Origin of the sequence: Lysinibacillus sp. BNK-21 (assembly GCF_048684915.1) — a bacterium.
Lineage (GTDB): Bacteria > Bacillota > Bacilli > Bacillales_A > Planococcaceae > Lysinibacillus > Lysinibacillus capsici.
On the sequence record NZ_JBLQTS010000001.1, the window covers coordinates 2,162,680 to 2,175,317 of the forward strand.

Consider the following 12,638-nt stretch of genomic DNA (forward strand, 5'->3'; position numbering starts at 1 on the left):
TTTGATGACTAATTTTCCCCAAATTCCACACCGTATTGATTGAAAATGGCTTGGTATTTATTTTGAAAAATGGACCACCTCTGTTCGGTTCCATGCTTCTTCTGCAATGCATTATAATAGAGCTTTGCTGTTGTTACATCATTGGCTTGTAATAACAAATGAAAACTTTCTTCGCCCAAGTGCAAAAATGGCCCTGCTATATAATAATCAACAATGGATCTTGCAGAAGTCATGGTTTCATAGAAATTATGAACCTCCTCTAACCCCAGCAGCAATATTTTTGTTAATTCGTCCAAATTTGTAGTGGCTGTGATGGAAAATCGATCAGGTGCATCTTCGACAATGGAGTTAATCCTTGCTCGGAAGTGACATTCTGCTTCTTTGGGTGCTGTCACCATTTCTCTTGATTGTAGTCGTGCTAGCTCTGCCGCGTATATCCCACAGTTCACATAAAACATCATAGTATCGACTGTATTACCAGAAGATTTTTGGAAATTGATCAGATAGATAAGGTTTTCGGTTTTTCGATAGAAATTCAATCCTTTCTTTTTAAAGCCTAGCTTGATTAGAAATGGCTTGATGTCCTGTTTTATTAATTCATTAAAAATTTGCTGCAATGGAATACCTCCTTCTCGTTTAGTATTCATTCGATTTATGTTTCCTTATTATTTCATTAGCTCGCAGCTGTATTTCTTCATGTTGAACCTACTTATTTTATTATAGTTTAACGTATCCATTGTTCAAAAACATAAATTAAGGCTAACTTTTCCTATCTAACAGTAAACGACTTTGCAGTTACGGGAGCTACATAAAAGCAGAATTTTCTACCACTATCCTTAGTGTCATAACGTAGTATCACCTAAAAATAATAATGTTTAAATAACCGTTATGATGGAAAGCCACTATTACAATAACGATTTTTCAATTGGATAAAACGTTTAAATTAACACTTATGTCCCTATAAATCCATTAATTTCATATATTTTTAGTAAAATTGCCCATTATTATTGCAAAAGTTTTACACAATTAAAATTAAGGTTTCAATTTTGGTGATTAGGGGTAATTGGTAATATTATTGAAAAATAACTCTGCCCTATTTCATGCTATTCTTACTTTAGTTCAAAGGCGAAAGCTTTTTGAGAGGAGTAAGATTGATTTGAAGAAAAAATGGTTACTACCCATTTTCGCATCGTTTATGTTCTTTACAGGTATGGGTATTCATGATGCGAAAGCGGCAACAATAGCAGATATAACAAATACAGCCAAAGCATATATAGGAGCTCCTTATAAATATGGAGGAACGGATATTAAGACAGGTGTGGATTGCTCAGCATATACACAGTTAGTTTTTTCTAAGCTAGGCATTTCATTAGAGCGTACATCTAAAGCTCAATACCAACAAGGTACTTCGATCGCAAAAGACAATTTAAAAACGGGTGATCTCGTATTTTTTAATACATCTGGAAGCGGTGTTTCACACGTTGGTATATACATAGGTGACAATAATTTTATCTCAGCTACTACAAGTTCTGGGGTTAAGGTAGATACAGTGAATGACCCATACTATTGGGGTTCACGTTATGTAGGAGCAAAACGTATTGCCAACTTCTCTGATTATGGAGAAGTAAAAGATGCGGAAATTGACTTTAGCATATATGCATCGCGTGGAGAGGTAGCTCTTCGATTAGCTAATAAATTACATTTAGATACGAGTAATACGAATTCAAGTTTCCCAGATATTAAGCCTTCGTCTAAATATGCAGGTGCTGCAGAGGCACTTAAAAAAATTGGCGTTTTTACGGGTGATGATAATGGAAAGTTCAATCCTGGTTCTCCAATGACACGTGGACAACTATCTAAAGTCTTAGTGGAAGCATTTCATTTAACACAGCAAGGAACAGCTGAACAATTTATTGATGTTCCAGGCTCACATTGGGCAAATAATTATGTAGGGATCCTTGCTTCGAATAAAGTAACCGTAGGTAAAGGTGACGGCACATTCGGTGTGAACGACAATGTCACATTGGTCCAATTAGAAGCCTTTATCCAACGATTAGCTCAATAACTACTAGAAAAGGTATTTCATCTATGGATGGAATGCCTTTTTTTATTCTTACTAGGTTTCCCCACCTCTATATAAAATGTCTTAAGAAAAAACGGGCGTTGCTAAACTGAAGCAACACCCGTCTACTATTATTCCTCTACCTGTTTTCCAGCAACTTCCCCACCTGAGTGATTATCATAGTTAGGCTTAACTCGCTTTATAAAGAAGGCAAGTATGAGTGCGATGGCCGCAATCAATGTGGAAAGGAAGAACGTATAATTGATGCCATGCAGCATGGCTTCGTTTAAGATTTGCTGTTTTACTTCGCTGGCAGACTGTGTCGTAGCCTGTGCTGCATTGGCACTCATATTGTTCATCGCACCTGCAGCCAGTTCCTCTGCCTTGGCAGTTGTTTTATTGTTCATAATCGTAATCAGCACCGCAGAACCAATCGCACCAGAAACCTGTTGTAATGTGTTGTTCATAGCTGTACCGTGTGGATTATTGTGTGCTGGTAGCTGATTTAAACCATTTGTCATCACGGGCATCATTACCATAGACATCCCAAACATACGTAATGTATACAGCAGCACCAATGTAGAATAAGCTGTATCCATACTAATTTTACTGAAGTAATATGTCGTAACAATGGTAATGATCAAGCCAAATACAGCCAAGCTTCTTGCCCCGTATTTATCAAAGAGCTTCCCTGTAATCGGAGACATAATGCCCATCACAATGGCACCAGGCAGCATGAGTAGACCTGAATCCATTGGGGAAATACCACGAATGGTTTGTACGTAAATAGGCATTAAAATCATAGCCGAGAACATCGCCACCGAAATAACGATGGAGATGGCTGAGGATAAGGCAAACATTGGATATTTGAAAATCCGAAACTCAAGCATGGGCTCATCCATTCGTAGCTGACGAAGGGTAAACGTAATTAAAGCAATCGTCCCAATAATAATAGTTCCATATACAAGGATATGATCCCATCCTTTTTCACCTGCGGAACTAAAGCCATAAAGCAAGCCGCCAAATCCAATGCTTGATAGAATAAGAGAAATTACATCGAGCTTAATGGCACGTTGTGGTGTCACATCCTTTAATTTAAAGGCTGCAAAAATTAAAGTTAAAATGGCAATTGGTAGCACAAGATCAAATAACATTCTCCAGCTATAATGCTCGATTATCCAACCAGAAAGCGTCGGCCCGATCGCTGGAGCTGTAATCATGACAAGACCGAACATCCCCATTGCAGCTCCTCGCTTTTCAACTGGAAATGCAGTTAGCATCACATTCATTAATAAAGGCATCATGATTGCTGAGCCTGCAGCTTGGATCATACGTGCTGCTAATAACACACCAAATGCAGGTGCAATACTAGCTAGAAATGTACCTAATGTAAACAGAGCCATCGCTGTAATAAATAATTTTTTATCTGTAAAGCGTTGAATGAAGAATGCACTGGCAGGAATTAAAATACCGTTAATTAGCATATAGCCTGTAGAAAGCCATTGTACTGCAGTGGCTTTCACATCGAATTCGTCCATAATGGCTGGTAGTGCAATGTTGAGTAAGGTCTCATTTAAAATAGCAACAAAGGCCCCGATAAATAAAATGGCAATCATGCCATAAGGCGCTTTTGTCTCAACTGAAATGGTTTTCTCTGACATATAGTATCAGTCCTACTTTCTTTATCTTTTTCAATTTCATTCACATCTTTAGGAAGCCATTTGATTGTCTCAAACAATGGAGCTTCTTCGTGTGTTTGTTCCCCCAATCTGCTGTTTTGCCCCTGCTGATTTCATCGCAACCACCCCTCAAAAAATTTAAATTAAAATTGTTGACGACACAATAGATTGTATTGTATAATTAAAATAGGGATAATGCGCGGTATAATAATTATACAGTGTCTATCTCTATAAATTTATCACAAGACTATACATATTTCAATGTATTTCTCATAAATTTTTTCCCAAAAAGTCGATCCCTGAACTACAGGAATGCGGCTTTTTTTGTTGTCGTTATTTTTTAAATAATCCTTCCCTAGTGTTAATTCATAATGTAGTGGCGGCTTCTTGTAAGTGTAGCGGCGATTATGCAAAACACTAATGATAGCTCCACCAAATTGTCTTCTTGTACTACTCAACTACTTTTAATGAAAAAAAGCAGCCACCTAGCATCGATTGAATATCGAGACTAAGTGGCTGGATGGTGTTTTTTTAACTAAGATTTAAGTGTCCGTATAGAAGGGGTGCCTATTTCCCCACTATACCTTTGTGGGAATTAAAATATAATAAGGTGTGACTGCCTTGATGTTTTCTCATCAGCAGCCTAAAGCTAACGATTGAGACTGTTTGAACAGGTAAAACTGAGAAAACCAACGATACTTGTTGTGAATTTTTTAAATCTCTTGATTAAAGTGTTTGCCTATTTTTATAGCGAATCAAGTGAACTACCTCTTCACTGATATCTTTCTCTTGCTACTAATAGGTTTGTCCTATCACCTTCCAGATCATAAAAAATTTCATTACTTGTGTGAATAATTGTGAATCCATCCACACTGCCATGATAGTAGTTAGCCTTGATGGATAGTTGTTATCCATGACTCTATCTTAAATACTTTCTAGCGAATTTAAACCATCCACTTAAGCACTTTCTTAGCCATCCACTTGGCTATAATTTACAAAATTACTAGAAGCTATTTAGAGCTTGTGCAAACCTTTTAATCCCCTCATTGATTGAATGAACATCCTCCCTCGCATAAGTGAAGCGTACAAAACCCTTTTTGGAGCCCATCGTAGATCCAGGAACATAAATGACGCCTCGCTTAATGGATTCCTCAAGTAATTGCGTTTCGTTATATTCCTTGAGAACATTACACCATAAATGTATCCCACCTTGAGGAATGGAAAACGTCACTTCGTCCTTTAAATACATATCGAGGCTCTGTACAATGGTATCTCGTCGTGTTTCTAATTCCTTCACTAAATGCTTAATATGCAAATTAAAATTAGGGGATTCTAAAAAATCATTGGCAATCCATTGCGTGAAACTAGAATGCCCAAAGTCAATTTGTTGCTTGGCATCGGATAGTCGTTCGATTACAGATGTAGGACCAACAATCCATCCTATTCGTAAGCCTGAGGCTACAATTTTGGACAAAGAGCTAATATATAAAACATTCCCGTTCTTATCGAGCGATTTAAGCGTAGGCATTTTATCCCCCGAAAAAGCTGTTAGGCTATAGGGGTCATCTTCTACTACTGGTATACCTAGTTTAGAGGATATGTCTAGAATAGCTTCTCTTTTCTTCAAATCTAAGGAAGATCCCGTAGGATTATGAAAATCAGGATTTAGAAAAATCATTTTAATTCGATGTTTTTTATATAATACTTGCAAATCATCCGGGTTAATGCCATCCTTATTGACAGGAAGATAATGGATTTGCAAGCCTGCTGTTTTAAATATAGGCAGATTAAAGTTGTAAGAAGGATCTTCTATGGCGACTGCATCTCCAGGCTTTAACAGGCATTGGACAATCAAATGTAGCGCTTGCTGTGCTCCTGAAGTAATCAGTATGGAGGACGGCTTTGTCTCAATTCCCCTGCTGTTTTTAATATGCCGTGTAAGGGTTGTCCGTAATATGTCACTCCCTAAAGGATGGTCATACCCAAGGCTACCGATAAATGAACGCGTTGCGGTAATTTCTCTCAAGGCGCTTTTGGGAAAAAGATCCTCTGATAATTCGCCAGTAGCTAGATTAATTAATTTATGTTCAATAGCCTCTTTTCTAATTTTTTGGGTAACAGGAAGGTTCGGTAAAAAGGAACCTGCCTCAATATAGCGATTCCAGCTAGGAATTCGTTTCCTTGTGATGCCCCAGATGTCTTTGCTAATGGTTGTGCCACTTCCACGATTTCGTTCAATCAGCCCCATTGCTTCCAACTCATCGTATGCACTAACTACCGTACTTCTGTTTACACTCAAAGCGTTTGCTAAATAGCGCTCAGATGGTAAGGGCTTATCGGGCGGGAATGTCCCATCTGCAATACCCTTTTCAATGTATTCTGCGAGCTGCTTATAAATCGCTTTTTTTACTGTTCGATCAGGTTTCCAATCCATGTTTATTCACCTCGGTTATACCTTATCCTTTCTTAGCTCTAGTAAATAAGCTAAAAAGACAATCATACTATAACAATATTTGAAACTAACCATCCATTTCCTTATTACTTTCACCATCCACTTTCAATTTCAATCTATTCTAATTGATGAAAGCCCTTACTCGATGCGCATTTCCTTCGATAAAATTATACTGAAATTATTTTTCTCGTTTGAGAACATTCTGTGTTATCTTGGAAAACGCCTTGTCTTTCAAAAGAAGTGCCCCTATTATAAAAATCAATTGTGAATCGAATTCCATACAAACTCGTAGTAGCCAATAGCACTTCAATGAAATAGTTAAAGGGGTTTGTTTATGAAAAAAAGTTGGCTCAGATTAATTGGTCTTTCCACTATTGTCACAATGCTAACAGGCTGTGACCCATTGTTAGTATTAGATCCAAAAGGACCTCAAGCTCAAGTGCAAGCCAAAGATATTATACTCTCGATAGGGATTATGTCCTTTATCGTACTCATTCTTTTTGTGTTGTTAGCTTATATGTTAGTGAAATTTCGTGCATCTAAGCAAAGCCCTGACTATAAGCCTCCCCACATTAAGGGGAGTACAAAGGTGGAAATCATTTGTGTAGGTATACCCGTTTTAATTGTAGCGTACCTATCCTTTATTTCTGTTGAAAGTAACTATAAGGTGGAATCTACACCAGAGAAATACAAACAGGAAGAGCCGTTAATCATTTATGCTTCAACATCGAACTGGAAATGGCATTTTAGCTATCCAGAGGAAGATATTGAAACGGTGAATTATTTGTATATTCCTGCAGAGCGTCCTATCGAATTTAAACTTTATTCTTACGGACCAATTACAAGTTTCTGGATTCCTCAACTGGGTGGTCAAAAATATGCAATGGCCGATATGGTGAATACATTGCATCTGGCTGCGGATCTACCTGGGGAGTATATGGGGAGAAATGCAAACTTTAATGGTAAAGGGTTCGCTGAAAATACGTTTAACGTAACAGCAGTGACTCAGGATGAGTTTGATGATTGGGTGAAGGAAGTAAAAGCAACAGCTGAACCATTAACAGAAGAAAAATTTAATACGTTGCTAGAACCAGGACACGTTGGCCAATCAACCTACACTGGTACACATTTAACATTCCTGCCAGCCCCTGAGGGTGAGAATGGTGGACATCAGCATGGTACATCACACATTAAAGATCATGCTTCTCAACAAAACGATCATTAATTAAAAGGAGACATAGTCATATGGAGTACTTCGAACGATTTGCTATACCCCATCCAAGCCCAGCTATCTATGCATCGATGGTTGCGATTGGACTGACGGTGATAGCAATTATAGTTGGCTTAACCTACTTTAAAAAATGGGGCTACCTTTGGCGTGAATGGTTAACTACCGTTGATCATAAACGTATTGGTATTATGTATCTAATTTCTGCCCTTCTGATGCTTTTCCGTGGTGGAGCAGATGCGATTATGATGCGCGCCCAAATGGCTGTACCTGACAATACATTACTTGATGCGCAGCATTATAATGAAATCTTCACAACACATGGAACAGTCATGATTATTTTTATGGCCATGCCTTTTATTATGGCCTTTATGAATTATATTGTGCCCTTACAAATCGGTGCAAGAGACGTTGCTTTCCCACGATTGAATGCATTAAGCTTTTGGCTATTTTTCATGGGGGCTATGCTACTAAATATATCCTTTGTTATAGGTGGCTCCCCTGATGCTGGCTGGACGAATTATTTCCCTCTAGCAAATAATGAATTTAGTCAATCTGTAGGAACAAACTATTATTTATTTGCCTTACAGATTTCAGGTCTTGGCACATTAATTACTGGTATTAATATGATTGTGACGATACTTAAAATGAGAGCACCAGGCATGACACTTATGAAAATGCCGATGTTTACGTGGTCTTCATTAGTAGCAAACGTGATTATCGTTTTTGCTTTTCCAGTTTTAACGGTAGCTTTAACGATGGGAACTTTTGACCGACTATTTGCTACTAATTTTTTCACAACATCCGATGGTGGTATGGATATGCTGTGGGCAAACTTTTTCTGGGTCTGGGGGCATCCTGAGGTTTATATCCTGATTTTACCTGCGTTTGGGATCTACAGTGAGATTATTTCTACTTTTTCAGGACGCAATCTCTATGGCTATAAATCAATGGTCGGCTCCATGGTAATCATTTCCTTCCTTTCGTTTTTAGTATGGACACATCATTTCTTTACGATGGGACAAGGTGCTTTAACAAATAGTATTTTCTCGATTACAACGATGGCTATTGCCGTCCCAACTGGGGTTAAAATTTTTAACTGGTTATTCACCCTTTGGAAAGGAAAAATTGTTTTTACAACGCCAATGCTTTACTCCATGTTATTTATTCCTACCTTTACAATAGGTGGCGTAACGGGTGTAATGCTTGGCATGTCAGCCGCTGACTATCAATACCATAACACAATGTTCTTGGTTGCCCACTTCCATATGGTGATTATTCCTGGTGTTGTCTTTGCTATGCTAGCTGGCTTACATTACTATTGGCCAAAAATGTTTGGCTTTATGTTGAATGAAAAAATCGGCAAGTGGACGGCTTGGATTATTGCCGTCAGTACGCTGCTAGCCTTTATGCCAATGTTTGTCTCTGGCTTAGATGGACAAGCACGCCGTATGTACACTTATTCTGCCTCTACTGGTTTTGGGCTGTGGAATATGATTTCGTTTATTGGTGCAATTGGCTTAACAATTGGTTTTATCTTAATTGTTTACAATGTTATTTACAGTATTCGTTATTCACCAAGGAATGTTGGGTCGGATCCATGGGACGCTCGCACATTAGAGTGGGCTACACCAAGCCCTGTGCCTTATTATAATTTTGCCAAGGTTCCACACGTGATTTCAACAGAAGCGTTATGGGATGCAAAATATCATCAGCATGAACTGTTCCCAGAGCCATATGAAAAGATTCATATGCCGAATAATAGCGGTGTACCTTTTATATTAGGCTGTATTTTCTTTGCATGGGGCTTCTCCTTTGTTTTTGGTATGTGGATACCAACAATTCTCACAACCATTGGTATTTTTATCTGCATGGCTCACCGTTCATTGGAAAAAGATCCAGGACACTATGTACCTGTCGAAAAAGTGAAAGCAACGGAATCGAAATTGCGAGGTAGTCAATTATGAAAATCGATCAATCACTTCCTTTAGAATATAGTACTCAGCAAAATCAATTGAATATATTAGGCTTCTGGGTGTTTATTGGTGCTGAAATTATGCTTTTCGGCACATTATTCGCAGGTTATTTTGTTTTAGTAGACCGTACTGGGAATGGTCCAACAGGAGCGGAGATTTTTGAAATTACACCTGTTTTATTTGAAACGTTTATTCTTTTAACAAGTAGCTTTACCATTGGCTTAGGTATACATGCTATGCGTAAGGGCTATACGAAAGCAATGATATGGTTTTATGTTTTGACATTAGTACTCGGTGTCGTATTTATTGGTTTTGAAGTTTACGAGTTTATGCACTATATTCATGTTGGTGCGAGCTTACAGACGAGTGCCTTTACGGCTGCCCTTTTAACAACATTAGGAACACATGGTGCACACGTTACCTTTGGGGTATTTTGGGGAATGTTCATCGTCTATCAGCTCATCCAACGTGGTTTAACACCAGAAACAGCCAATAAATCGTTTATCTTCTCTTTATACTGGCACTTTTTAGATGTGGTCTGGATTTTTATTTTCAGCTTCATTTACTTGAAAGGAATGGTGTAACATGAGTGATTTATTCCCGATGAAACAAGTCATGGGGTTTGGTGTGTCCATAATCCTTACGATCATTGCGGCATGTGTATATTTTTTCAATCTATCTTTTCCAATTACCATGACTATTTTATTAGTCACAGCATTTATTCAGGCAGGCTTGCAGTTAGTTGTCTTTATGCATGCTGGTGAAACAAATGATAAACCAGCCATCTATACCAATATTTATTATGGCTTAATCATTGCGCTCGTGACCATTTTCGGAACATTATTATGTATGATTTGGGGTTATATCTAAATAGAAAAAAATCGTCCTTACTTAACTTAGTAAGGACGATTTTTGTATGGAAACGCATGATATATAGTCAAAAGACAATGAGGGTAAACAATTCTTTGAAATTTTCACCATCAAAGTAAGAGTCCACACTTTCATTCATTGTGATATCAAGTAATCATTGTTGAGATTGATTGAATGGGATAAATATAGGATTGCCTTTATCAATGTTTATTTTTATAATGCCAATTTTATCGATTTCTTCTTTTAAATGATTGGCGTATAGCACATCCTTTACAAGCTTTTATTGATATTCATGAAAATAATAAACAATGATGAAATCGATAATCAGAATTATTTTTTTCCTCCCCAAAATAGGATCATCTTCTGCTTGATTATTGTGGAACAATCATGGGGTTGTATATGTTAATGACAGCATTAAATGTACTTTTTCATCCGAGTGATTGATATACGTGTGAAGTTCTTCACCCTTGAATTTAATGACATCCCATTGGTTTAGCTGATGGGTTTTCTCTCCGACCTTTAGCTCCAATTGCCCATTTAATACAAGCACAATTTCCTCGGAACCTGCTAGGTGACACTCGCTGTATTCACTATTCGGTTCAAGACGACCTCTAAACCACTCAGTCCCATTTGTTTTGAATAATGGATCGACAAACCAGTCGTTATTATGACCTGCGAATTGGTAGTCTGAGCCAAAACGATGAACCTCTATATTTTCTTCAAAAGATAGTAAAGCGACAAGCGGAATATTAAGCCCTCTACAAATTTTCCACAGAATATTGACAGTCGGATTCGTTTCCCCTCGTTCAATTTTCCCTAACGTCAATTTACTAACATTGCTGACATTCGCCAGCTCCTCTAAACTCATCCTTTTGCTTTTTCTAATTTCCCGTAAATTTCCTCCAACTTGTCCAGATAAGTCGATATTTTCCTCCTGCATTCTGCGCACCCCTCCCATTGACTTTGTATAAATAGTATATTATAGTATACAAGTCGATTAATTATAGTTTATTTTTTAATTTAAAAGTTAACTATAGTATATCAAATAATAACTAAAAGAGGTGTTTTCAGTGATGGCGAAATCAAAAAACTTTCCGATTATTTGGAGCGTTTTTTCTTTGTTTATACTATCTATGAATTTACGAGCTTCGATCACATCTATCTCGCCGGTATTGAAAAATATTCAAATGGATTTGCAGATGACAAGTGTTGTTGTAAGTTTATTAACAGCACTTCCCGTATTTTGTATGGGGATTTTTGCACCATTGGCTGGCAAGCTAAGTGAACGATGGGGTATCGAATGGACGATTGGGCTATCCGTTTTATTAATTGGTGTATCAACAGCTTTACGGTTAGTGGCAACTTTTCCTTTATTTTTATTAGTAACAGCAATTCTTAGTGGGATAGGTATTGCTATTACAGGTCCACTGATTTCAGGCTATATCAAAAAGGAATTTCCTAAATATTCTTCTACGATGATCGGTGTATATTCTGCGGGTATGGGAATTGGAGCGTCATTAAGTGCTGGGTTAGTTGTGCCTGCTATGCATGCTTTTCATCAATCATGGAACGCAGCTTTAGCAATATGGTCGGCATTTGCTTTTATGGGTATTATTGTTTGGATTCCAATTATCAAAAAATCCAAGCAATCTCAAGAGTCATTAGAGAAATCTACAGGTCAAAAAAGTCGACTACCTTGGGGAAACCGATATGTTTGGCTCCTTATGGTCATGTTCGGTTTACAATCTGGCGTTTATTATTCCCTCGCGACTTGGCTCGCTCCAAAAGTACAGGATATGGGATATAGTGACGCCTACGCCGCAACAACGGTCACTATTTTTTCTGTCATGCAAATGATTTGTAGCTTTATCATCCCCATCTTAATAAATAATAGTTTCAAGAGAAAGCCTTGGATGCTACTTTGCGCTTCAAGCTCCTTTATTGGCATTTTGATGTTAATTATGGGCGGCATCTCGCCAATTTTCTGTGCGACGTTGACAGGGATCGGTGCTGGTGGTTTATTCCCGCTAGCAATGATTTTACCTTTAGATGCTACGACTACACCAAAAGAGGCAAGTGAATGGACAGCGATGATTCAATTCGGTGGCTATATCATTAGTGGTATCATTCCTATGCTTGTTGGTGTCATCAAAGATATGACGAATACATTTGACGTTGCCCTTTTCACCTTATTATTTATAATCATCGTTATTATGGGGCTGACGTTAAAGGTTAAAACAAAGACGGAATCAGCTACTATTCGCGTTCTACCTAGTAGATGACGGAGTGTTTCAACCGTGTTTTAGATTGTAGACAAACTATATTTAGAGATTTCAGATGCTAAAATAGTTTGTCTCCTGCTAAAAATACT

General features: G+C 37.8%; 10 protein-coding genes. 6 read left to right on the plus strand and 4 right to left on the minus strand.

Translation table 11 applies throughout. The features are described from left to right. Positions 1-8: 8 nt before the first annotated feature. Positions 9-617, minus strand: coding sequence for a DUF4304 domain-containing protein (locus ACMGGO_RS11010; protein WP_279495042.1), 609 nt, complete (start codon positions 615-617; stop codon positions 9-11). A 539-nt stretch (positions 618-1,156) separates the two neighbouring features. Here ACMGGO_RS11010 and ACMGGO_RS11015 point away from each other — a divergent pair. Continuing rightward, positions 1,157-2,065: a C40 family peptidase gene (locus ACMGGO_RS11015; RefSeq protein ID WP_048392783.1), complete on the plus strand. Its 909-nt coding sequence runs from the start codon at positions 1,157-1,159 to the stop codon at positions 2,063-2,065. Positions 2,066-2,193: 128 nt separating this feature from the next. Here ACMGGO_RS11015 and ACMGGO_RS11020 read toward each other — a convergent pair whose 3' ends face one another. Beyond that, on the minus strand, positions 2,194-3,723 hold the full coding sequence (locus tag ACMGGO_RS11020) for a DHA2 family efflux MFS transporter permease subunit (RefSeq protein ID WP_048392785.1): 1,530 nt from the start codon (positions 3,721-3,723) through the stop codon (positions 2,194-2,196). 1,021 nt (positions 3,724-4,744) lie between these two features. Next, on the minus strand, positions 4,745-6,175 hold the full coding sequence (locus ACMGGO_RS11025; RefSeq protein WP_374805531.1) for a PLP-dependent aminotransferase family protein: 1,431 nt from the start codon (positions 6,173-6,175) through the stop codon (positions 4,745-4,747). Between the two features lie 352 nt (positions 6,176-6,527). Between ACMGGO_RS11025 and qoxA the strand changes: the two genes are divergently transcribed. The 4 genes from qoxA to qoxD are packed head-to-tail and all read left to right on the plus strand — an operon-like array spanning position 6,528 to position 10,267. Beyond that, positions 6,528-7,418 carry a cytochrome aa3 quinol oxidase subunit II gene (gene qoxA, locus ACMGGO_RS11030; protein WP_374805529.1) on the plus strand — a complete coding sequence of 297 codons (891 nt, stop codon included), beginning with the start codon at positions 6,528-6,530 and terminating at the stop codon, positions 7,416-7,418. A gap of 20 nt (positions 7,419-7,438) precedes the next feature. Then, positions 7,439-9,388: a cytochrome aa3 quinol oxidase subunit I gene (qoxB, locus tag ACMGGO_RS11035; RefSeq protein ID WP_048392790.1), complete on the plus strand. Its 1,950-nt coding sequence runs from the start codon at positions 7,439-7,441 to the stop codon at positions 9,386-9,388. Next, the gene (qoxC, locus tag ACMGGO_RS11040; RefSeq protein WP_048392792.1) at positions 9,385-9,981 is read left to right on the plus strand and encodes a cytochrome aa3 quinol oxidase subunit III; all 597 of its coding nucleotides are present in this window, start codon (positions 9,385-9,387) and stop codon (positions 9,979-9,981) included. The genes qoxB and qoxC overlap by 4 nt, the downstream gene beginning before the upstream one ends. A 1-nt stretch (position 9,982) precedes the next feature. Further along, positions 9,983-10,267 (plus strand): cytochrome aa3 quinol oxidase subunit IV, encoded by a 285-nt coding sequence (gene qoxD / locus ACMGGO_RS11045; protein WP_036079092.1) that lies wholly within the window; start codon positions 9,983-9,985, stop codon positions 10,265-10,267. 385 nt (positions 10,268-10,652) lie between these two features. Here qoxD and ACMGGO_RS11050 read toward each other — a convergent pair whose 3' ends face one another. Beyond that, complete coding sequence (locus ACMGGO_RS11050; RefSeq protein WP_131520223.1) at positions 10,653-11,207, minus strand: helix-turn-helix domain-containing protein; 555 nt, start codon at positions 11,205-11,207, stop codon at positions 10,653-10,655. Between the two features lie 133 nt (positions 11,208-11,340). Between ACMGGO_RS11050 and ACMGGO_RS11055 the strand changes: the two genes are divergently transcribed. Continuing rightward, positions 11,341-12,549 carry a CynX/NimT family MFS transporter gene (locus ACMGGO_RS11055; protein WP_420281900.1) on the plus strand — a complete coding sequence of 403 codons (1,209 nt, stop codon included), beginning with the start codon at positions 11,341-11,343 and terminating at the stop codon, positions 12,547-12,549. Positions 12,550-12,638 lie beyond the last annotated feature (89 nt).

Coding starts and splice junctions, on each gene's coding strand:
- ACMGGO_RS11020 (WP_048392785.1), bottom strand. CDS start 3,723: ATGTCAGAGAAAACCATTTCAGTTGAGACAAAAGCGCCTTATGGCATG.
- ACMGGO_RS11025 (WP_374805531.1), bottom strand. CDS start 6,175: ATGGATTGGAAACCTGATCGAACAGTAAAAAAAGCGATTTATAAGCAG.
- qoxA (WP_374805529.1), top strand. CDS start 6,528: ATGAAAAAAAGTTGGCTCAGATTAATTGGTCTTTCCACTATTGTCACA.
- qoxB (WP_048392790.1), top strand. CDS start 7,439: ATGGAGTACTTCGAACGATTTGCTATACCCCATCCAAGCCCAGCTATC.
- qoxC (WP_048392792.1), top strand. CDS start 9,385: ATGAAAATCGATCAATCACTTCCTTTAGAATATAGTACTCAGCAAAAT.
- qoxD (WP_036079092.1), top strand. CDS start 9,983: ATGAGTGATTTATTCCCGATGAAACAAGTCATGGGGTTTGGTGTGTCC.
- ACMGGO_RS11050 (WP_131520223.1), bottom strand. CDS start 11,207: ATGCAGGAGGAAAATATCGACTTATCTGGACAAGTTGGAGGAAATTTA.
- ACMGGO_RS11055 (WP_420281900.1), top strand. CDS start 11,341: ATGGCGAAATCAAAAAACTTTCCGATTATTTGGAGCGTTTTTTCTTTG.